Annotated in this window: 18 protein-coding genes and 1 other RNA gene; 14 read left to right on the top strand and 5 right to left on the bottom strand. The window is 39.7% G+C overall.

What is annotated here, in order from left to right; genetic code table 11:
• Window positions 1–168: 168 nt before the first annotated feature.
• A complete protein-coding gene (locus HT714_RS00580; RefSeq protein ID WP_173226275.1) occupies window positions 169–495 on the bottom strand; it encodes a helix-turn-helix transcriptional regulator in 327 nt (108 codons plus the stop codon).
• A gap of 183 nt (window positions 496–678) precedes the next feature.
• Between HT714_RS00580 and HT714_RS00575 the strand changes: the two genes are divergently transcribed.
• Together HT714_RS00575 and HT714_RS00570 are read left to right on the top strand one after the other, a co-directional pair.
• Window positions 679–1251: a hypothetical protein gene (locus HT714_RS00575; RefSeq protein ID WP_240148081.1), complete on the top strand. Its 573-nt coding sequence runs from the start codon at window positions 679–681 to the stop codon at window positions 1249–1251.
• A 259-nt stretch (window positions 1252–1510) separates the two neighbouring features.
• Window positions 1511–1954, top strand: a complete 444-nt coding sequence (locus tag HT714_RS00570; protein ID WP_173226279.1) for a thiol-disulfide isomerase — start codon at window positions 1511–1513, stop codon at window positions 1952–1954.
• A gap of 371 nt (window positions 1955–2325) precedes the next feature.
• On the opposite strand, the gene HT714_RS00565 is transcribed toward HT714_RS00570, so the two are convergent.
• Window positions 2326–2808 (bottom strand): S-ribosylhomocysteine lyase, encoded by a 483-nt coding sequence (locus HT714_RS00565; protein WP_000032548.1) that lies wholly within the window; start codon window positions 2806–2808, stop codon window positions 2326–2328.
• A 94-nt stretch (window positions 2809–2902) separates the two neighbouring features.
• Complete coding sequence (locus HT714_RS00560) at window positions 2903–4387, bottom strand: DUF1846 domain-containing protein (protein WP_173226281.1); 1485 nt, start codon at window positions 4385–4387, stop codon at window positions 2903–2905.
• A gap of 152 nt (window positions 4388–4539) precedes the next feature.
• On the opposite strand from HT714_RS00560, the gene HT714_RS00555 reads away from it, so the two are divergent.
• From HT714_RS00555 to HT714_RS00540, 4 genes are all read left to right on the top strand, one after another.
• The gene (locus tag HT714_RS00555; RefSeq protein WP_173226283.1) at window positions 4540–6147 is read left to right on the top strand and encodes an alpha-glucosidase; all 1608 of its coding nucleotides are present in this window, start codon (window positions 4540–4542) and stop codon (window positions 6145–6147) included.
• Window positions 6148–6343: 196 nt separating this feature from the next.
• Window positions 6344–8302, top strand: a complete 1959-nt coding sequence (locus HT714_RS00550; RefSeq protein ID WP_173226285.1) for a peptide ABC transporter substrate-binding protein — start codon at window positions 6344–6346, stop codon at window positions 8300–8302.
• Between the two features lie 183 nt (window positions 8303–8485).
• Complete coding sequence (gene glf, locus HT714_RS00545; RefSeq protein ID WP_173226287.1) at window positions 8486–9586, top strand: UDP-galactopyranose mutase; 1101 nt, start codon at window positions 8486–8488, stop codon at window positions 9584–9586.
• A 525-nt stretch (window positions 9587–10111) separates the two neighbouring features.
• Entirely contained in the window at window positions 10112–12091 is a 1980-nt protein-coding gene (locus tag HT714_RS00540; RefSeq protein WP_173226289.1) for a peptide ABC transporter substrate-binding protein, read from the top strand.
• Between the two features lie 440 nt (window positions 12092–12531).
• Here the strand turns inward: HT714_RS00540 and pbp1a are convergent, their stop codons facing one another.
• Window positions 12532–14688, bottom strand: a complete 2157-nt coding sequence (gene pbp1a, locus HT714_RS00535) for a penicillin-binding protein PBP1A (RefSeq protein ID WP_001040008.1) — start codon at window positions 14686–14688, stop codon at window positions 12532–12534.
• A complete protein-coding gene (gene recU, locus HT714_RS00530; RefSeq protein WP_173226291.1) occupies window positions 14685–15281 on the bottom strand; it encodes a Holliday junction resolvase RecU in 597 nt (198 codons plus the stop codon). The genes pbp1a and recU overlap by 4 nt, the downstream gene beginning before the upstream one ends.
• A gap of 66 nt (window positions 15282–15347) precedes the next feature.
• Between recU and HT714_RS00525 the strand changes: the two genes are divergently transcribed.
• From HT714_RS00525 to cbpF, 8 genes are all read left to right on the top strand, one after another.
• Complete coding sequence (locus HT714_RS00525) at window positions 15348–15875, top strand: DUF1273 domain-containing protein (RefSeq protein ID WP_000179545.1); 528 nt, start codon at window positions 15348–15350, stop codon at window positions 15873–15875.
• A 69-nt stretch (window positions 15876–15944) separates the two neighbouring features.
• On the top strand, window positions 15945–16286 hold the full coding sequence (gpsB, locus tag HT714_RS00520) for a cell division regulator GpsB (RefSeq protein ID WP_000146532.1): 342 nt from the start codon (window positions 15945–15947) through the stop codon (window positions 16284–16286).
• Window positions 16287–16306: 20 nt separating this feature from the next.
• An RNA gene (gene rnpB, locus HT714_RS00515) (RNase P RNA component class B) lies at window positions 16307–16687 on the top strand.
• An 84-nt stretch (window positions 16688–16771) separates the two neighbouring features.
• Window positions 16772–17929, top strand: coding sequence for a class I SAM-dependent RNA methyltransferase (locus HT714_RS00510; RefSeq protein ID WP_173226293.1), 1158 nt, complete (start codon window positions 16772–16774; stop codon window positions 17927–17929).
• A gap of 12 nt (window positions 17930–17941) precedes the next feature.
• Entirely contained in the window at window positions 17942–19369 is a 1428-nt protein-coding gene (locus HT714_RS00505) for a cell division site-positioning protein MapZ family protein (RefSeq protein ID WP_173226295.1), read from the top strand.
• A 75-nt stretch (window positions 19370–19444) separates the two neighbouring features.
• A complete protein-coding gene (gene gndA, locus HT714_RS00500; RefSeq protein ID WP_000158778.1) occupies window positions 19445–20869 on the top strand; it encodes an NADP-dependent phosphogluconate dehydrogenase in 1425 nt (474 codons plus the stop codon).
• Window positions 20870–20880: 11 nt separating this feature from the next.
• The gene (locus HT714_RS00495; RefSeq protein WP_153220775.1) at window positions 20881–21570 is read left to right on the top strand and encodes a response regulator transcription factor; all 690 of its coding nucleotides are present in this window, start codon (window positions 20881–20883) and stop codon (window positions 21568–21570) included.
• A 99-nt stretch (window positions 21571–21669) separates the two neighbouring features.
• Window positions 21670–22758, top strand: coding sequence for a choline-binding protein CbpF (cbpF, locus tag HT714_RS00490; protein WP_173226297.1), 1089 nt, complete (start codon window positions 21670–21672; stop codon window positions 22756–22758).
• Window positions 22759–22954: the final 196 nt, after the last annotated feature.

Below are 22954 nucleotides of genomic sequence, written 5' to 3'. Positions count from 1 at the left end.
TACTCAGATTCAGTGCTTATCTATTTTCTTTTTGTTTTTTAATCAATTTCTTCAACAAAGAAAAATCATTCTAAAATTACAACCTATACCTCATTCCTTATCTGAATAACGTAACCGTCTACGATTAGATAGATTTAGTATATATTACACTTTAGTACTTTTTTATCACTAGCTATCTTGGCTTAAATCAAGTATTTCCATCACTTTATGAACAATCATCTTATGCTGTGGGTGTTTCTGAATCTTCAATAACAGTTCCATCATTTCTGTATCTTGTGGCACAGAATAAGGTAAGAAAAAATCACTCAATGAAACTTCTAAAGCATCAACAATCTTCACAAAAGTTTCCAAAGAGATATTTCTGTGATTATTTTCTATCTGACTGATATAAGGAACGCTTAGATTTGTTTTTTCTGCTAATTCTTGCTGTGTAATCTTCTTTGAAGCTCGTAAGTCTCGTATCTGATTACTTATATTTTCTAATATATCATCCATTCCTTCACCCCTAAGTTAAATCTACTATCTATCTTATAGATTAAACAATCAGGTTTACATTCTCTATAGTTTAATATTTGTTAAAAATATATTCTATTGTTAAAATTTATGTGATATAATTATAACTATTAGGAAACATTTCTTTTGTTTCATTAAATAAAGTTAAATATCAGGAGGATATATATGCTTAAAAAACTTAAGGAATTAAGCAAAGAACAAAAGATTATAGGTAGTATTGTACTATTGCTTATCCTCATTTTGTTCTTCACACTATTAACTAGCGGTAGCACTAAACACTCACAAGTTCAAACTAAGGCTAATGATTCTGTCAAACAGTCTTCACAAGTTAAACAGTCTAGTTCTTCTTCCTCTACTTCATCATCTAGTAGTGAAACTAACTCTAAAATAGAGAAATGGTCTCCAACTGGACATATAGCTGTAGATGCTTATCTGAATACACCACAAATTAAAATCATACTGCGAGCCAAAGCACTGAGAGAGGTAGCATACAAACTCTCGAACACTGATAAACTCTACGAAGTTGAAGCTGAGGTAATTGGGATTGCAGAAAAAGATGAATATCGTGAGTACAACATAACAGGTAAGAAACTTCTGATCCGTACACCTGAATCACTAGCTGTAAAAATAAATGAACTTATGGTCTATACGGGAAATACAGTATCTATAGAAAAATATGATTCAATCGGTAAAGGCTCTTTAGTAATCAGTGAAGTAAGAAAAACAGAGAAAGTATAAGAAGAGGAAAAAGCAAGTATTGAAGCCTCTAAATCAAAAGAGGAGGAAAGGAAAGCATCTTCACGAGAAAAAGAACAAGAGCAAGCTTCATCTCACACTACAACTACTCCTACACAATCGTCTACACCTGCTCCACAATCAAATTTAAGACCGTTCAAAAACTGTAAGGAAGCACGAAAAGCAGGACGTGTAAACATACCTGCTAGTGACCCACAATATGGTCCATGGCTAGATAGAGACAAAGACGGATACGGATGTGATGAATAGTAAAAAAGTTCTTATTCTACTGTCACTACCACTTATTATAATTGTCACATTCACAGCATACTTAACCACTCTGCCACAAACAGACTACCAGATAGCTGTAAATAGACTTCAAAAGATAAGTTTAGAGGCTGTAGAACAGAAAATACAATATCAAGAAAGCTTTTATCTATACACAGGGAGAGAAAGTTGTCCATACTGTCAAGAATTTACTCCAAAGCTAGCAAAAGCAGTAGATAAAACCAATATAACTATGTATTACTTGGATAGTGAGCATATAGATAAGACAAGTTGGAATAACTTCAAAACAACCGTAGGCTTCAAAACAATACCCAATCTCACTTATTTCACAAATGGTACAGCATATGACAGATTACCGAATGCAAGTCAAGCCAGTGTTGAAGGGATTGAATTATTTGTAAGTAAGTACAAATATTAAGGCAAAAATGAGAAGCGATGGACATATAGATTTTAGTGTGAGCTCAGGACCTACAGGATATGGTATGAGTGTTTATCCAATTGGCATTACTATAAAATGGGTTGATTCTGATTTAAGCAAAAATAGAATCGTAGCTGGACAAAGTGCTCCGAATAGCTCCGAACAGGTATTTTACAAAACAGATTAAATCAAAATTAACTTTGATTGAAAATAATGGCATAAAAGAGGATTAGATGAAGTGGTTTAGATTTGTTTAGTTCCTATTTAGAAAATCTTTCCACAATAAAACGCATAATATCAAGATTTTTAACACTTGATACTATGCGTTTTTCTGGTTTTAAAGACTTTTTTGCCTAGCCTCTTTTTTACATTTAAATCACATGACGTTCAAAGGCATCATCTGAAATCCCTTGTTCCAAGATAAGTTTCGCCCATTCTTTAGCAGAGAAGAGGCTGTGGTCCTTATAGTTTCCGCAAGATTCGATGGTTGTTCCAGGGACCTCTTCCCATGTAGTAGTCTCAGCGATTTCTTTGAGCGAATCCTTGATAACAGCTGCAATTTCAGCGCTGGTGTGGCGCCCCCACATAATCATGTGGAATCCTGTGCGGCAGCCAAATGGTGAGCAGTCAATCATACCGTCAATGCGGGTACGGATGAGTTTGGCTAAGAGGTGCTCGATAGTGTGAAGGCCAGCGGTAGGGATAGAGTCTTCATTGGGTTGCACTAAACGAATGTCATAATTGGAGATGATGTCTCCTTTTGGTCCTGTTTCTTCCCCAATCAAGCGAACATAGGGTGCTTTAACAATGGTGTGGTCAAGTTCAAAACTTTCAACAATAACTTCTTTTGACATGGTAAATCCTTTCAGTTTTCTTCTTTCATTATACCATAAAGGCTGCTCTTGAGACAGAGAGAAAACCTCTCCGAGTGTGGAGAGGTTTGAATCGTTATTTACGATACAAGCGATCGTATTGGTAGTAAGGGTCAAAGGTTACGTTGATACCTAGTTTACGAAGGACATTCTTGTCTTCATCTGTCAAGATGATGGTTGAGTGGGCTTCGCTTCCTTTGAGGTTGCCAAGCTCTTCCATAGCACGAGCAGCATCAGGATTTTCTGTAGCTGTGATAGCAAGTGCAATCAGGATTTCATTTGAATGAAGGCGTGGATTGCGGCTACCCAGATGATCGATTTTAAGACCTTGGATTGGTTTGACGACTTCGGGCTCGATTAATTTTACTTCTTTAGCGATGTCAGCTGATTTCTTGATAGCGTTGATAAGAGCAGCTGCTGTAGGGCCAAAGAGTTCTGAGTTCTTACCTGTGACGATTTCCCCGGTTGGCAATTCAAGGGCTAGGGCTGGTCCGCCAGTTTTTTCTGCTTTTTGGCGTGCAGCAACAGCAACCTTACGGTCTGCAGGTGTGATGCCGAGGTCGTTCATGAGTAACTCGATTTTCTTGACAGCAGATTCGCCCACTTTTTCGGCTTTGAAATCAAGAACAGTTTGATAGTAACGGCGGATGATTTCTTGTTTAGAAGCTTCGACAGCAGCTTCATCATCTGTAATAGCGAAACCAACCATGTTGACACCCATATCTGTCGGTGAAGCGTATGGAGATTCACCGAGGATACGTTCCAACATGCGTTTGAGCACTGGGAAAATCTCGATATCACGGTTGTAGTTGACAGTGGTTTCTCCATAGGTTTGAAGATGGAAAGGGTCAATCATGTTGACATCATCAAGGTCAGCTGTGGCAGCCTCGTAGGCCAAGTTGACTGGGTGATGAAGGGGAAGATTCCAAACTGGGAAGGTTTCAAACTTAGCGTAGCCAGACTTGATACCATTGATTTGGTCGTGGTACATATTGGACATACAAGTTGCTAATTTTCCAGAACCAGGTCCAGGAGCGGTTACGACAATCAAGTTGCGACTGGTTTTGATGTAGTCGTTTTTCCCCATACCTTCTGGAGAAATGATGTGGTCCATATCTGTCGGATATCCTTTGATTGGATAATGAAGATAAGAATCAATTCCGTTTTTATCGAGTTGGTTGCGGAAGGCATCTGCAGCGGGTTGGCCAGCGTACTGTGTGATGACCACGGAGCCAACAAAAATTCCCAATTCATTGAATTTGTCAATCAAACGAAGAACTTCTTGGTCATAAGAAATGCCCAAGTCACCACGTGCTTTGGAATGTTCGATGTTGCTAGCGTTAATGGCAATCACAACCTCAACTTGCTCTTTCAACTCCTGCAAGAGCTTGATTTTGTTGTCAGGCTCATAACCAGGAAGAACACGAGCAGCGTGGAAATCTTCTAACATTTTGCCCCCAAACTCCAAGTAGAGCTTGCCGTCAAATTGGTTAATGCGCTCCAAAATATGGTCGCGCTGTAGATTCAAATATTGTTCAGAACTAAAAGCTTGTTTTTTCATTTTTTTACCTCTGACCTCTATTATAATAAAAAATTGGAAGTTAGGAAACTATGGAGTTAAAAAAGGAATCAAAAAGATTAGGCAAACGCTTGCATAAAATTTTAAAAAGCGCTATCATAGACTACAGATTATTAAAATAATGAGGTAAGAAGATGCAAGAAAAATGGTGGCACAATGCCGTAGTCTATCAAGTTTATCCTAAGAGCTTTATGGATAGCAACGGAGATGGAATTGGCGATTTGCCAGGTATTACCAGTAAGTTAGACTATCTAGCTAAGTTAGGAATCACAGCGATTTGGCTTTCTCCTGTTTATGACAGTCCTATGGATGATAATGGCTATGATATTGCTGATTACCAAGCGATTACAGCTATTTTCGGAACCATGGAGGACATGGACCAACTGATTGCGGAAGCTAAGAAGCGTGATATCCGTATCATCATGGACTTGGTGGTCAATCATACCTCGGATGAACATGCTTGGTTTGTCGAGTCCTGTGAAAATCCTGACAGCCCTGAGCGTGACTACTATATCTGGCGGGATGAGCCTAATGATCTTGATTCTATCTTTAGTGGGTCTGCTTGGGAGTATGATGAAAAGTCGGGTCAATACTATCTCCACTTTTTCAGTAAGAAACAGCCTGATCTCAACTGGGAGAATGAAAAACTTCGCCAGAAAATTTATGAGATGATGAACTTCTGGATTGATAAAAGCATTGGCGGTTTCCGTATGGATGTCATTGACATGATTGGCAAAATTCCTGATGAGAAGGTAGTCAATAATGGACCTATGCTCCATCCTTATCTCAAGGAGATGAACCAAGCCACTTTTGGCGATAAGAATCTCTTGACAGTAGGGGAGACTTGGGGAGCAACTCCAGAGATTGCCAAGCTTTACTCTGATCCAAAGGGGCAAGAATTGTCTATGGTTTTCCAATTTGAACACATCTGTCTTCAGTATCAGGAAGGGCAACCTAAGTGGCACTATCAAAAAGCGCTGAATATCCCTAAGTTAAAAGAGATTTTCAACAAATGGCAGACAGAGTTAGGCGTTGAGGACGGCTGGAATTCACTCTTCTGGAACAATCATGACCTCCCTCGTATCGTCTCAATCTGGGGAAATGACCAAGAATACCGAGAAAAATCTGCCAAAGCCTTTGCAATCTTGCTTCATCTCATGAGAGGGACTCCTTATATCTATCAAGGTGAGGAAATTGGGATGACAAATTATCCGTTTGAAACACTGAATCAAGTAGAAGATATTGAATCTCTTAACTATGCGCGTGAGGCTCTTGAAAAAGGCGTTCCGATGGAAGAAATCATGGACAGTATCCGTGTCATTGGTCGTGACAATGCCCGTACCCCTATGCAATGGGATGAGAGCAAAAACGCTGGTTTCTCAACTGCTCAACCTTGGTTGGCAGTGAATCCAAACTATCAAGCAATCAACGTTCAAGAAGCGCTGGCAAATCCTGATTCTATTTTCTATACCTATCAGAAGCTAGTTCAAATCCGTAAGGAGAATAGCTGGCTGATTCGAGCTGATTTTGAACTTCTTGATACGGCTGATAAGGTCTTTGCTTATATTCGTAAAGATGGCGACCGTCGTTTTCTAGTTGTGGCCAATTTGTCCAATGAAGAGCAAGACTTAACAGTAGAAGGAAACGTCAAATCTGTCTTGATTGAAAACACCACGGCTCAAGAAGCCTTTGAAAAACAAGTCTTAGCTCCATGGGATGCTTTCTGTGTGGAATTGGGCTAAATATTTCTGAACAGAAAAATCTAAAATTGAAATCGTATAAAAACAAGGGAGGACTGTATGAAAGACAGAAATTCTTTGTTTTTTTATTCCTAAAGTTTATAAACTTTCATTCTCGAAATTCAATTAACTTTACAAATTCCCACTATTTTGGTAAAATAAGCTTATGTTATAAAAACTAACATAAAGGAGAAAGAAGATGAAGACAAAAAAGCGTGTCCTTAGTGCAGGTCTGACTTTTGCGGCTGCCTTGCTTTTAGCTGCTTGCGGACAATCAGGTTCAGATACAAAAACTTACTCATCAACCTTTAGTGGAAATCCAACTACTTTTAACTATCTATTAGACTACTACGCTGATAATACAGCCATCATTACCAATCTAGTTGATGGTTTGCTTGAAAATGACAATCACGGAAATCTAATTCCGTCTTTGGCAGAAGACTGGTCTGTTTCAAGCGACGGTCTAACTTATACCTACAAATTGAGAAAAGATGCCAAATGGTTCACAGCTGACGGTGAAGAATACGCTCCAGTCAAGGCACAGGATTTTGTGACAGGTATCAAGTACGCAGTGGATAATAAATCACAGGCCATTGACTTGATTCAAAACTCAATCAAGGGCTTGAATGATTATATTACAGGAGCGGATTCTGACTTTTCTAAGGTTGGGGTTAAGGCCATTGATGACCAGACTGTTGAGTATACTTTGACACGCCCAGAGCCTTACTGGAATTCAAAAACAACGAACAGTATTCTTTTCCCAGTAAACGAAGAGTTTCTAAACTCAAAAGGGAAGGATTTTGGTACCCTATCTCCAGATAGTATTCTCTACAGTGGACCTTACTTGTTAAAAGATTTCACATCAAAATCATCTATTGAGTATGTGAAAAATCCGCATTACTATGATCATGACAAAGTATCAATTGAACACGTGAAATTGGCTTATTTTGATGGCTCAGACCAAGAATTGACCATCCGTAACTTTGAAAGTGGAGCTTATTCTATCGCTGGGGTTTATCCAAATAGTTCTAACTTTGCTAAGACCAAGGAAAAATATAGGGATAATATCGTCTATAGCTTGCAGGACAAGACTTCTTGGTACTTCAATTTCAACGTCAACCGTAAGGCTTACAGCCATACGTCTAAAACGACAGATGAGCAGAAGAAGTCAACTGAGACAGCTGTCTTGAACAAGAACTTCCGCCAAGCAGTGAACTTTGCCTTGGACCGCACAGCCTATTCTGCCCAGTCAAATGGGGAAGAGGCGGCTAGCAAGACCCTTCGTAACACCTTGGTTCCTCCTACATTTGTCCAAGTTGGAGACAAGACCTTTGGAGAAGTAGTCGCTTCTAAATTGGTCAACTATGGCACAGAATGGTCAGGTATTAACCTGGCAGATGCTAAGGATGCCTATTTCAACAAAGAAAAAGCCCAAGCAAAATTTGCGGAAGCTAAAAAAGAATTGACAAGTCAAGGTGTGACCTTCCCAATTCACTTGGATGTGGCGGTTGATCAGACAAGTAAAAATGCCGTGACAGGTATGAACTCAGTTAAGCAGACCCTTGAGTCAGTTTTAGGTGCTGATAACATTGTCATTGATGTTCAGCAACTTTCAACAGATGATTTCAATAACGTAGCCTTCTTGGCACCGACAGCAGCTGATCGTGACTACGATTTGAACTTTGATGGTTGGGTAGGTGACTACCAAGATCCATCAACTTATCTCAATCCTTTCAATGCAGAGGATGGATTCTACCTTAAGATTTTTGGACTAGATGCCAAGGAAGACAAGGAAAAAATCACTAGCCTAGGTCTTGATACCTACACTAAGATGCTCAAAGATGCAGATAGTGAAAACAAAGATGTAGCCAAACGTTATGAAAAATACGCTGAAGCACAGGCTTGGATGATTGACAATTCTCTCATTATGTCAGCTATGTCAAGTGGTGGCACAGCATCTGTAACCAAAGTGACGCCATTTACAAGAGGCTATTCATTGGTTGGTATCAAGGGTGATGGCAATAACTACAAGTACATGAAACTGCAAAAAGACACTGTGACGACCAAACAGTTTGAAGAAGCTAAAAGTAAATGGGAACAAGAAAGCAAAAAAGCAATTGAAAAAGCTCAAAAAGAAGCAGAAAAACATGTTAAATAGTTAGAAATAGCCTTTTCAAACAAAATCATAAAGACAAACATCAGTTTTGGTGCTTGTCTTTTTAAATCACTCGGCTATTGAAAACTAAGAAATGATTTGTTTTGTGCTAAAATAGATTGAAACTAAGATCCTCTCTTTTACTATAGTTAAGGAGATGTAAAGATAAGTGATAAGGAAGAGACTATGTACGACTATCTAATCGTTGGTGCTGGTTTGTCGGGAGCAATTTTTGCTTATGAAGCAACCAAGCGTGGAAAAAAAGTAAAAGTTATTGATAAACGTGACCACATTGGTGGGAATGTCTATTGTGAGAATGTAGAAGGTGTTAATGTTCATAAATACGGTGCCCATATCTTTCATACTTCTAATAAAAAAGTTTGGGATTATGTGAATCAATTTGCTGAATTTAACAACTACATCAACTCGCCTCTAGCTAATTACAAGGGTAGCCTTTATAATCTACCTTTCAATATGAATACTTTCTATGCTATGTGGGGGACAAAAACTCCTCAAGAAGTCAAAGATAAGATTGCTGAGCAAACGGCTCATATGAAGGACGTTGAACCTAAAAACTTAGAGGAACAGGCTATCAAGTTGATCGGTCCAGATATTTATGAAAAATTGATTAAAGGATATACTGAAAAGCAATGGGGACGTTCTGCGACTGACCTTCCACCCTTTATCATCAAACGCTTACCAGTTCGTTTAACCTTTGATAATAACTACTTCAATGACCGTTACCAGGGTATTCCAATTGGTGGGTATAATGTTATCATCGAAAATATGCTCAAGGATGTGGAAGTAGAACTTGGTCTTGACTTTTTTGCCAATCGTCAGGAATTAGAAGCTTCAGCTGAGAAAGTTGTCTTTACAGGGATGATTGACCAATATTTTGATTATAAACATGGCGAGTTAGAATACCGTAGTCTTCGTTTTGAGTATGAAGTTCTAGATGAGGAAAATTATCAAGGAAATGCCGTTGTAAACTATACAGAACGAGAAATTCCTTATACTCGCATTATTGAGCATAAACATTTTGAGTATGGAACACAAGATAAAACGGTTATTACTCGTGAATACCCAGCTGATTGGAAACGTGGAGATGAACCTTACTATCCAATCAATGATGAGAGAAACAATGCCATGTTTGCTAAATATCAAGAAGAAGCAGCCCAGAAAGATAAGGTCATTTTCTGTGGTCGTTTAGCAGATTATAAATACTATGACATGCATGTGGTCATCGAACGGGTCCTGAATGTTGTAGAGGAAGAGTTGGGATATTAATGCAACGATTCTATAATTTTAGAATTTTTGCTACTTAAGATTTTTAGAAGTAAAGCGAACAAGATTGTTTTCTGTCGGTCAGAAGAGAATCTATGTTGGCTTTTTGTTTTATGTAGATGACCAATTTATACTTATGTAAAATCAAAGAACATCTTTTGTTGGCAGTTTGCTCAAGGAATATCGTAGCTCAAATATGTACTTTAAAATTCAACAGTTCTTATAAGTATTCCTGTATTCTAGGGAATCGATGCTAGAGTTTTTGCTAAAAATCTATCATATATATTCTCAGAATAGGAGAATTTTCTACTATTTTTGATTTTAAATAAGTATAAAACAGAATACTATTTGATATTTAGAGATAGTATCAATAAGTCCTTTGTTATGTGAATTAGTTAAGAAGTATTTAACCTTATTCATATTTTTTCAGAGTTGTTGTTTAAAAAATAATTTTCAAAAATTCAGAAAATTGTATTGACAGGACTTAAAAAAGGGTCTATAATGAATAAAAAAACAAAGGAGAATGCTATGAAAACAAGAAAAGTATTGGCTCTTGCGGGAGTGACTTTATTAGCAGCAGGTGTCTTAGCTGCTTGTTCTGGGGGCTCAGGCGCTAAAGGTGAACAGACCTTTGCATTTACATATGAGACACATCCAGATAATCTCAACTATTTGACAACTGGTAAGGCAGCAACTGCCGACATTACTAGTAATGTGATTGATGGATTGCTTGAAAATGATAAATACGGGAACCTTATTCCCTCAATGGCAGAGGACTGGTCAGTTTCTAAGGATGGCTTGACTTATACTTATAAGATTCGTCAGGATGCCAAGTGGTATACATCTGAGGGAGAAGAGTATGCTCCTGTTAAGGCTCAAGACTTTGTGACAGGTCTTAAATATGCAACAGATAAGAAAGCAGAAGCCCTTTACTTGGTACAGGATTCAATCAAAGGACTAGATGCCTATGCTAAAGGGGAAATCAAAGATTTTTCTCAAGTCGGGATTAAAGCCCTTGATGATCAAACAGTCCAATACACTTTGAACAAACCTGAAAGTTTTTGGAACTCAAAAACAACCATGGGTGTGCTTGCGCCAGTCAATGAAGAGTTTTTGAATTCAAAAGGGGATGATTTTGCCAAAGCTACGGATCCAAGTAGTATCTTGTACAATGGTCCTTATTTGTTGAAATCTATTGTGACCAAATCCTCTGTTGAGTTTGCGAAAAATCCGAACTACTGGGATAAGGATAATGTGCATATTGACAAGATCAAATTGTCATTCTGGGATGGTCAAGATACTAGCAAACCAGCAGAAAACTTTAAAGATGGTAGCCTTACAGCAGCTCGTCTCTATCCAACAAGTGCAAGTTTCGCAGAGCTTGAGAAGAGTATGAAAGACAATATTGTCTATACGCAACAAGACTCGACTACGTATCTAGTAGGAACAAATATTGATCGTCAGTCCTATAAATATACTTCTAAGACTAGCGACGAACAAAAGACATCAACTAAAAAGGCTCTCTTAAACAAGGATTTCCGTCAGGCTATTGCCTTTGGTTTTGACCGTACAGCCTATGCCTCTCAGTTGAATGGAGAAACTGGAGCAAGCAAAATCTTGCGTAATCTCTTTGTGCCACCAACATTTGTTCAAGCAGATGGGAAGAACTTTGGCGATATAGTCAAAGAAAAATTAGTGACTTATGGGGATGAATGGAAGGATGTCAATCTTGCAGATTCACAAGATGGTCTTTACAATCCAGAAAAAGCTAAAGCAGAATTTGCCAAAGCCAAATCAGCCCTACAAGCTGAGGGAGTACAATTCCCAATTCACCTAGATATGCCTGTTGACCAGACAGCAACTACAAAAGTTCAACGTGTCCAATCTATGAAACAATCCTTGGAAGCAACTTTAGGAACTGATAATGTCGTTATTGATATCCAACAATTGCAAAAAGATGAATTGCTTAATGTAACTCTATTTGCCGAAAATGCTGCTGGCGAAGACTGGGATTTATCAGATAATGTCGGTTGGGGTCCAGACTTTGCCGATCCATCAACCTACCTTGATATTATCAAACCTTCTGTAGGAGAAAGTACTAAAACATATTTAGGATTTGACTCAGGGGAAGATAATGTAGCTGCTAAAAAAGTAGGTCTATATGACTACGAAAAATTGGTTACTGAAGCTGGTGATGAGACTACAGATGTTGCTAAACGATATGATAAATACGCAGCAGCCCAAGCTTGGTTGACAGATAGTGCCTTGATCATCCCAACAACTTCTAAAACTGGTCGTCCAATCTTGTCTAAGATGGTACCATTTACAATACCATTTGCATTGTCAGGAAATAAAGGTACAAGTGACCCAGTCTTGTATAAATACCTTGAACTTCAAGACAAGGCAGTTACTGCAGATGAATATCAAAAAGCTCAAGAAAAATGGATGAAAGAAAAAGCAGAATCCAATAAAAAAGCGCAAGAAGAACTCGCAAAACATGTGAAATAAGATAAAAAGAGACTGAGCAAAAAGTCTTTAAAAGCAAAACGCATATTGTCAGGTGATGAAAGCCTTGATCGTATGCGTTTTATTGTGAAATGAGGAATGGTAGACTATAGCTGGTTGACACTGAACCGGTACACTCTTGTTTCAAATATTACAGTGTATTGAATCAAGACCGGCATATTGTAGCTCATAAAATATTTTTAGAAATTCATACTCTTCGAAAATCTCTTCAAACCACGTCAGCTTCCATCTGCAACCTCAAAACAGTGTTTTGAGCAAGCTGCAGCTAGCTTCCTAGTTTGCTTTTTGATTTTCATTGAGTATGATTTGAATTTCCCAATCAATTTGCTTAGTTTTTATTTCAATCTACTTTACTTGATTTCTGTATTTTATTTTGAAAATGAAAAAATCCTGAGTTTAGAGTTCTCAGGATTTTCTTCATCTTACTGTTGTGGTTGTTGTTGGACTTGAGGAGTCTGTGGAGCTGGATTTTGATTGGCTCCTGGTGCATTTGGTGCTTGATTTTGACCATTAGTACTAGCATCAGGACTTGTTACTGGTGCTTGACTAGTAGAGCTTTCTGCACTTGTTGATGAGCTTTCGGTTGAAGATGATTGGGATGTCGTTTCAGTCCAAGTCGGTCTTGCTCCATTTTGGAAAACAAACTGCCCATTTCGATAGATGCCATCTGGCATATTCCAGTCCTCTGGATTGCTTCCTTCAGACAGGTAGGTCATCATAGAGCGGTAAACTTTAGCAGCGACCGTAAGGCCATCGCCTACAAGTGGTGTCAGACGGTTAGAATAGCCTGTCCATACAGCCATTGCATATTTGCGGGTATACCCTACAAACATTTCATCTGGAGCTACGTAACCAGTGTTCTTGATATACTTTTCAATTTCTTCGTCAGTATAGTTAGAAGTACCTGTTTTACCTGCTTGTGGAAGCCAAGGTAGGTAGGCTCCACGTCCGATTCCGTATACTAAGACAGTTTTCATCATGTCGGTCATCATATAGGCTGTCGTTTCCTTCATGGCACGAGTTCCGACATTAGAGAACTCTTTTTCACTCCCATCACTAAAGACGACTTTATGGATATACATTGGTTTATAGTAAGTTCCACCATTTGCAAAGGCAGCGTAAGCAGCAGCCATCTTTTCACTACTTGCTCCATATTTTTTGTCTGACTCGGTTGTGTTACTTGAAATGGCATTTGAGTAGTGAAGACTTGGGTAGTCGATTCCGAGACCATTTAGGAAAGTCTTGGCACGGTTGAGTCCGACCTTGTTTAGCGTTTCCACGGCTGGGACGTTTCGCGATTGTTGCAGGGCGTATTGCAAGGTGATATTGCCAAAGTAGCCCCTATCCCAGTTATAAACAGGGGTATCTGTCCCAGGGTAGTTATAGGGCTCATCGTGAACGATAGTAGCAGTTGAATCGTAGACACCGTACTCCAAGGCAGGAGCATAGTCTGTGATCGGTTTCATAGTTGATCCCCAGTCGCGGTTTGTTTCCACTGCTTGGTTAATTCCGAAGGAAACATTACTTGACTGATGACGTGCTCCTAGCTGAGCAATGACTTTACCGTTAGAAACATCAACAATGGTAGAAGCGACTTGCAATTCATCGTCTGGATAGGCAACGTATTCGTCTGTATTGTAAATATCCCACAGATGTTTTTGAGCTTCTTGGTCTACATTTGTGTAGACATCCATCCCAGTTGTGAGCAGGTTATAGCCTGTTTCTTCTTCAACTTGATTGATGACCTCCTTGAGGTAATTATCCATGTAAGCAGGGTAATTACTTGCTGATTTGAGACTTTGTAATCCATCAGTAATTGGTGTGTTGACTGCTTTCTCATACTGTTCAGCAGAGATGTAGCCTTGATTTTTCATTTCAGATAAGACCAAGTTTCGGCGGTCTTGGGCTGCTTCTGGATGTGAATAGGGGTCATATTGGTTTGGTGCCTGAGGCATTCCAGCCAGCAAGGCTAACTGAGGTAAACTTAAATTATTGAGGTCTTTACCATAGTAGTTTTGAGCTGCTGTCTGCATTCCATAGTTGCCATTAGACATGTAGACCTTATTTATATAGTAGGTCAAGATTTCTTGCTTGGTTGCTTTTTGTTCTAACTGAATCGCTAACCAAGCTTCCTGAGCCTTACGAGAAATAGTCTGATCGGAAGTCGAGGTTGAAAAGTAAGTCAACTTAATCAACTGTTGAGTGAGAGTTGATCCACCTTGGAGGGAATTACTTTGCAGATTGCGCAAGAAAGCTCCCAGGATACGGATGGTATCAATCCCCCTGTGGTCGAAGAAGCGATGGTCTTCGATAGAAACGATTGCCTTAACCAAATCTGTGGGAATATCATTAGCTTGGGCATTGACGCGGCGTTCAGAACCCAAGTCAGCAATGAGTTGATTTTTATTGTCGTAGATTTTACTAGAGGTTGTTGCAACTAGTTTACTCTCGGATAGGCTAGGAGCCTTGCTAACGTAGTAGAAAAAAACTCCTCCGCCTAAGACAATGGCTGCGATAACCAAGCTTAAGAAGCTAATGCTCAAATACTTGATTAGGCGCAGAATCGTTGGTTTGTTCATCTTGTTTTACCACCTAATAAATGTTCTTTGATAACATTGAGATAGGGAATTTGAGGGAAGGCACCAGCCTTGATTTCATATCCATATTCTCGAATATATCCAAGTGGCATTGATTTTTGTCCCTTATCTTGATGATAGAAGCGAATCAAATCGAATGCCGGCAATAAGTAGGTTTCTTGCTGAGAAGAAAAGTGAAGAAGGACAAAGCAGATTCCTTGTTGGGCAAGGACTTGTTCCATATGCTGAATCTGATGTAGATGGAAATTTTTCATCGGAATCGCACGTTTTTGTTTTGTTTCCTTGGCTTCAAAGTCGATGTAATATCCATTATAAACGCCAGAATAGTCCGTCGTTGAAGCTTGTCGAAAATAGGCTTCAACAATCTTGGCACGACTTCGCTGTGGATAGTCCACTCGTACAATTTGAATAGGGGTTGGTTTCTTGTGTATAACAGCCAAGCCCTGAGACAAATAGTAGTCATTGGTAGCATTGATCATCTTTTCAAAAGACATTCCTCGATTTGCGAAATTTTTGGGTTGAGAAAGAGATGTTTGTCTTTTTTGTGATGAAAGTTTATGTGGATAGTTGACCATAATTCTCCTTATTGGTACAATAACATCACTCTATTATACCATAAATTTGCACAGAAAGGGTTAAAAATGGCTACAGCTTTGGTTTTAGGCTATTCTGCTTTTGATTTGGGTTTATTTTCTGATAAGGATCCTCGTCTTAAATTGATAAAAAAAGCAATACGTAAAGATTTAGAGGCTATGGCAGCAGATGGGGTGTCTTGGCTTGTGTTTACAGGAAGTTTGGGTTTTGAATATTGGGTTTTAGAGGTTGCTCAGGAGATGAAAACCGAGTACGGTTTCCAGTTGGCCACCATTTTTGCTTTTGAAACTCATGGGGAAAATTGGAATGAAGGCAATCAGATGAAACTGAGCCGCTTTAAGCAGGTAGACTTTGTCAAATATGCCTATCCTCGCTATGAACACAAGGGGCAGTTAAGAGACTACCAGCAGTTTTTACTGGAAAATACGAATAGTTCTTATCTTTTTTATGATGAGGAAAATGAAACGAAATTAGCTTATTTTTACCAAAAGATGAAAAATCAAGAGGACTATTTTATAAAGAGATTAACATTTGATCAATTAAATGAACTTGCTGAAAATTTTTCCGAAAATTGAAGCTTTGACCTTGATTTTTGTTTGCCTTTTTTTATATAATAATACTAGCAAGCGAGAATGGAGAGAGACATGGCAAGTATTATTTTTTCAGCGAAAGATATTTTTGAACAAGAGTTTGGACGTGAAGTTCGTGGGTATAGCAAGGTAGAAGTTGATGAGTTTTTAGACGATGTCATCAAGGACTATGAAACCTATGCTGCCTTGGTCAAGTCACTTCGTCAGGAAATTGCGGATTTGAAGGAAGAATTAACTCGTAAACCGCAAGTGAGTTCGGCTCCAAGTCCTAGTCACCCAGATCCAATTGATGTGGCTGCTTCATCTTCTATGACGAATTTTGATATTTTGAAACGCTTGAATCGTCTTGAAAAAGAAGTATTCGGTAAACAAATTTTAGACAATACTGATTTGTAATTCAGGTCTTGTTACATGCAATTTTTGGATAATCGCGTGAGGAGAATTGCTTCTCATGAGGAAAGTCCATGCTAGCACAGGCTGTGATGCCTGTAGTGTTTGTGCTAGGCGAAACCATAAGCCTAGGGACGAGAAATCGTTACGGCAGTTGAAATGGCTAAGTCCTTGGATAGGTCAGAGTAGGCTTGAAAGTGCCACAGTGACGGAGTCTTTCTGGAAACGGAGAGAGTGGAACGCGGTAAACCCCTCAAGCTAGCAACCCAAATTTTGGTCGGGGCATGGAGTACGCGGAAACGAACGTAGTATTCTGACTGCTATCAGCTAGAGCTGTTAGTGGTAGACAGATGATTATCGAAGGAAGTGGTCCTAGTCACTTCTGGAACAAAACATGGCTTATAGAAAATTGCATATAGGTTGGGGCTGAGAAATTTTCTCAACCTCATTTTTTAAAGTGGACATATAGAAAGGTCTTGCAAGACTGTAACATGAAAAAAGAATTTAATTTAATTGCAACTGTGGCAGCAGGTCTTGAAGCTGTTGTAGGACGAGAAGTAAGAGAGCTGGGCTACGATTGTCAGGTTGAAAATGGGCGTGTGCGTTTTCAAGGAGACGTGAGAGCGATTATCGAAACCAACCTCTGGCTTCGGGCAGCAGATCGTATCAAGATCATCGTAGGAACGTTCCCAGCTAAGACGTTTGAAGAGTTGTTTCAGGGAGTTTTTGCTTTAGATTGGGAAAATTATTTACCACTCGGAGCTCGGTTCCCAATTTCAAAAGCCAAATGTGTTAAATCTAAACTTCACAATGAACCCAGTGTTCAGGCTATTTCTAAGAAAGCTGTTGTCAAGAAATTGCAGAAACACTATGCTCGCCCAGAAGGGGTTCCTCTGATGGAGAATGGCCCAGAGTTTAAGATTGAGGTCTCTATTCTCAAAGATGTGGCAACTGTCATGATTGATACGACAGGCTCTAGCCTCTTTAAACGTGGTTATCGTACCGAAAAAGGGGGAGCCCCTATCAAGGAAAACATGGCGGCAGCTATTTTGCAACTTTCTAACTGGTATCCAGACAAGCCTTTGATTGATCCGACCTGTGGTTCGGGGACTTTCTGTATCGAGGCTGTCATGATTGCCAGAAAGATGGCGCCTGGCCTTCGTCGCTCCTTTGCTTTTGAGGAATGGAACTGGATTAGCGATCGCTTGATTCAGGAAGTGCGCACAGAGGCGGCTAAAAAAGTGGACCGTGAGCTGGAATTGGATATCATGGGCTGTGATATTGATGCTCGCATGGTGGAAATTGCTAAGGCCAATGCTCAGGCAGCTGGTGTTGCAGGGGATATTACTTTTAAGCAGATGCGCGTGCAGGATTTACGTTCCGATAAAATCAATGGTGTAATCATCTCCAATCCTCCTTACGGGGAACGTTTATCAGATGATGCAGGGGTGACCAAGCTTTATGCTGCGATGGGTCAGGTATTTGCACCACTGAAAACTTGGAGCAAATTTATCCTGACTAGTGATGAAGCCTTTGAAAGCAAGTATGGTAGCCAAGCAGATAAGAAGCGTAAGTTATACAACGGAACCTTGAAAGTGGATCTGTATCAATATTTTGGTCAGCGTGTCAAACGGCAAGAGGTAAAATAGAAAGGGATACTCATGAGTAAGAAAAGACGGAATCGTCATAAAAAAGAAAACCAAGAACCGCAAAAAGAAAACCAAGAACCGCGATTTGATTTTGATGAAGCAAAAGAGCTAACAGTTGGTCAAGCTATTCGTAAAAATGAAGAAGTGGAAGCAGGAGTCTTGCCTGAGGATTCCATTTTGGACAAGTATGTTAAGCAACACAAAGATGAAATTGAGGCGGATAAGTTTGCGACTCGTCAATACAAAAAAGAGGAGCTAGTTGAAACTCAGAGTCTGGATGATTTAATCCAAGAAGTGCGTGAGGCTGTAGAAGAGTCAGAAGCTTCTTCGGAGGAAGTTCCATCTTCTGAAGACATCTTACCACCCTTGCCTCTGGACGATGAGGAGCAAGACTTGGATCCTCTATTGCTAGAGGATGAAAATCCAACAGAAATGACTGAAGAAGTGGAAGAGGAGCAGAGTCTTTCTCGTCTGGAACAAGAAGACTCAGAAAAGAAAAGCAAAAAAGGCTTTGTTTTGACCGTTTTGGCGCTTGTATCAGTAGTTATCTGTGTCAGTGCTTATTATGTCTATCGTCAAGTGAATCGCTCGACCAAGGAAATTGAAACTTCTCAATCAACTACAGCCAATCAATCGGATGTGGATGATTTTAATACACTTTATGACGCCTTCTACACAGACAGCAATAAAACGGCTTTGAAAAATAGCCAGTTTGATAAACTAAGTCAACTCAAGACCTTACTTGATAAGCTGGAAGGTAGTCGTGAACATACGCTTGCCAAATCTAAATATGATAGTCTAGCAACGCAAATTAAGGCCATTCAAGATGTCAATGCACAATTTGAAAAACCAGCTATTGTGGATGGTGTGTTGGATACCAATGCCAAAGCTAAATCGGATGCTAAATTTACAGATATTAAAACTGGAAATACGGAGCTTGATAAAGTGCTAGATAAGGCTATCAGCCTTGGTAAGAGCCAGCAAACAAGTACTTCTAGCTCAAGTTCAAGTGAAACTAGTAGCTCAAGCTCTAGTCAAACAAGCTCAAATACGACTAGTGAGACAAGCCCAAGTAGTTCAAATGCTGCCTCAAATGAAACTAGAAGTACTCGCAGTGAAGTCAATATGGGTCTCTCGAGTGCAGGGGTTGCTGTTCAAAGAAGTGCCAGTCGTGTTGCCTATAATCAGTCTGCTATTGATGATAGTAACAACTCTGCTTGGGATTTTGCGGATGGTGTTTTGGAACAAATTCTAGCGACTTCACGTTCACGTGGCTATATCACTGGAGACCAATATATCCTTGAACGTGTCAATATCGTTAATGGCAATGGTTATTACAACCTCTACAAGCCAGATGGAACCTATCTCTTTACCCTTAACTGTAAGACAGGCTACTTTGTCGGAAATGGCGCTGGTCATGCGGATGACTTGGACTACTAAGCAGTCGTTACAAAATTCTTTCTTTTCAAAAGTAAAAATGATAAAATAAAACAAATCAAACAAGAGGAGTGTCAAATGACAAAAGCTAACTTTGGTGTCGTAGGTATGGCCGTAATGGGTCGTAACCTTGCCCTTAATATTGAATCTCGTGGTTATACAGTTGCTATCTACAACCGTAGTAAAGAAAAAACGGAAGATGTAATTGCTTGCCATCCTGAAAAGAACTTTGTACCAAGCTATGACGTTGAAAGTTTTGTAAACTCAATCGAAAAACCTCGTCGTATCATGCTCATGGTTCAAGCAGGACCTGGTACAGATGCTACAATTCAAGCCCTTCTTCCACACCTTGACAAGGGTGATATCTTGATTGACGGCGGAAACACTTTCTACAAAGATACAATCCGTCGTAATGAAGAATTGGCAAACTCAGGTATCAACTTTATCGGTACTGGGGTTTCTGGTGGTGAAAAAGGTGCCCTTGAAGGTCCTTCTATCATGCCTGGTGGACAAAAAGAGGCCTATGAATTGGTTGCGGATGTTCTTGAAGAAATCTCAGCTAAGGCACCAGAAGATGGCAAACCATGTGTGACTTATATCGGTCCTGATGGAGCTGGTCACTATGTGAAAATGGTTCACAACGGTATCGAGTATGGTGATATGCAATTGATCGCAGAAAGCTATGACTTGATGCAACACTTGCTAGGTCTTTCTGCAGAAGACATGGCTGAAATCTTTACTGAGTGGAACAAGGGTGAATTGGACAGCTACTTGATTGAAATCACAGCTGATATCTTGAGCCGTAAAGACGATGAAGGCCAAGATGGACCAATCGTAGACTACATCCTTGATGCTGCAGGTAACAAGGGAACTGGTAAATGGACTAGCCAATCATCACTTGATCTTGGTGTGCCATTGTCACTCATCACTGAGTCAGTATTTGCTCGCTACATCTCTACTTACAAAGAAGAACGCGTGCATGCTAGCAAGGTTCTTCCAAAACCAGCTGCCTTCAAATTTGAAGGAGACAAGGCTGAGTTGATTGAAAAGATCCGTCAAGCCCTTTACTTCTCAAAAATCATTTCATACGCACAAGGTTTTGCGCAATTGCGTGTAGCTTCTAAAGAAAACAACTGGAATTTGCCATTTGCAGATATCGCATCTATCTGGCGTGATGGCTGTATTATCCGTTCTCGTTTCTTGCAAAAGATTACAGATGCTTACAACCGTGATGCAGACCTTGCTAACCTTCTTTTGGATGAGTACTTCTTGGATGTTACTGCTAAGTACCAACAAGCAGTGCGTGATATCGTAGCTCTTGCTGTTCAAGCTGGTGTACCAGTACCAACCTTCTCAGCAGCTATTACTTACTTTGATAGCTACCGTTCAGCTGATCTTCCAGCTAACTTGATCCAAGCGCAACGTGATTACTTTGGTGCCCACACTTACCAACGTAAAGACAAAGAAGGAACCTTCCACTACTCTTGGTATGACGAAAAATAAGTAGGTCTGCCATGGGGAAACGGATTTTATTACTTGAGAAAGAACGAAATCTAGCTCATTTTTTAAGTTTGGAGCTCCAAAAAGAGCAATACCGAGTTGATCAGGTTGAGGAGGGGCAAAAAGCCCTCTCCATGGCTCTTCAGACAGACTATGACTTGATTTTATTGAATGCTCAACTGGGGGATATGACAGCCCAGGATTTTGCAGACAAGCTGAGTCGGACTAAGCCAGCTTCAGTGATCATGGTCTTGGACCATCGTGAAGAATTGCAAGATCAGATTGAGACAATCCAACGCTTTGCCGTTTCTTACATCTATAAGCCAGTTATTATTGAGAATCTGGTAGCTCGTATTTCAGCGATTTTCCGAGGTCGGGACTTCATCGATCAACACTGTAGTCAGATGAAGGTTCCAACGTCTTACCGTAATCTGCGTATGGATGTAGAACATCATACCGTTTATCGTGGCGAGGAAATGATTGCTCTGACGCGTCGTGAGTATGACCTCTTGGCTACTCTTATGGGAAGCAAGAAAGTTCTGACTCGTGAGCAGTTGTTGGAAAGTGTCTGGAAGTATGAAAGTGCGACCGAAACAAATATCGTGGATGTCTATATCCGTTATCTACGTAGCAAGCTTGATGTAAAAGGTCAAAAAAGCTACATTAAAACCGTGCGTGGTGTTGGTTACACCATGCAAGAATAGAAAAGCAGTTGCAGTTGTGTAACTGCTTTTTATGTGATTTCTTTATATATTGACATAAAATTTTGTATTTGCTACAATCAGTTATGGAGGATAGGTCTAATGAAAATAATAAAAAAATTGATGCCAATCGCATTAGCAGTCTTTTTCTTTGGTCTGCTAGCGACAAGTACAGTATTGGCGGATGATGCTGATTCAGAAAGCTGGAAATTTGTCCAAGAAAATGGTAGAACCTACTACAAGAAGGGGGAACTCAAAGAAACCTACTGGCGAGTGATTGATGGTAAGTACTATTATTTTGATCCTTTATCTGGAGAGATGATTGTCGGCTGGCAATATATACCTGCTCCACACGAAGGGGTTACGATTGGTTCTTCTATAAGGCAAGATATTGCTTTTAGACCAGATTGGTTTTACTTTGGTCAAGATGGGGTACTACAAGAATTTGTTGGTAAGCAAGTTTTAGAAGCAAAAACAGCTACAAATGTCAACAAGCATCATGGGGAACAATATAATAGTCCAGCAGAGAAACGAGTCTATTATTTTGAAGATCAACGTAGTTATCACACCTTAAAAACTGGTTGGGTTTATGATGAGGGGCACTGGTATTATTTACTGAAGGATGGTGGCTTTGATTCTCGCATCAACAGATTGACTGTTGGGGAGCTAGCACGTGGTTGGGCTAAGGATTTTCCTCTTACATATGATGAAGATAAATTAAAAGCTGCTCCATGGTATTATCTAGATCCAACAACTGGTATTATGCAAACTGGTTGGCAATACCTTGATAATAAGTGGTACTACCTCCGTTCATCAGGAGCTATGGCGACTGGTTGGTATCAAGAAGGTTCGACTTGGTATTATTTAGATGAGCCAAATGGCGATATGAAAACTGGTTGGCAATATCTTGGTAACAAGTGGTACTATCTCCGTTCATCAGGAGCTATGGCGACTGGCTGGTATCAAGAAGGCTCAACTTGGTATTACTTAGACCAATCAAATGGTGATATGAAAACTGGCTGGCAATACCTTGGTAGCAAGTGGTACTATCTCCGTTCATCAGGAGCTATGGTCACTGGTTGGTTCCAGGTCAATGGCAAATGGTACTATGCTTATAGCTCAGGTGCTTTAGCAGTGAATACGACCGTAGATGGCTATTCTGTCAATTATAATGGCGAATGGATTCAATAATGAAAGAAGCGATTGTAAAGGAAACAATCGCTTTTTTTGTGAAAATATAATAAAATAGATAGGAGAGAATAAATACTTGTAGGAAAAAATAATACTCTTCGAAAATCAAATTCAAACCACGTCAGCGTCGCCTTACCGTACTCAAGTACAGCCTGCGGCTAGCTTCCTAGTTTGCTTTTTGATTTTCATTGAGTAT

It is taken from the genome of Streptococcus sp. 3705, assembly GCF_013277145.1.
Lineage (GTDB): Bacteria > Bacillota > Bacilli > Lactobacillales > Streptococcaceae > Streptococcus.
This window is presented reverse-complemented; position numbering and strand designations above follow the sequence as displayed.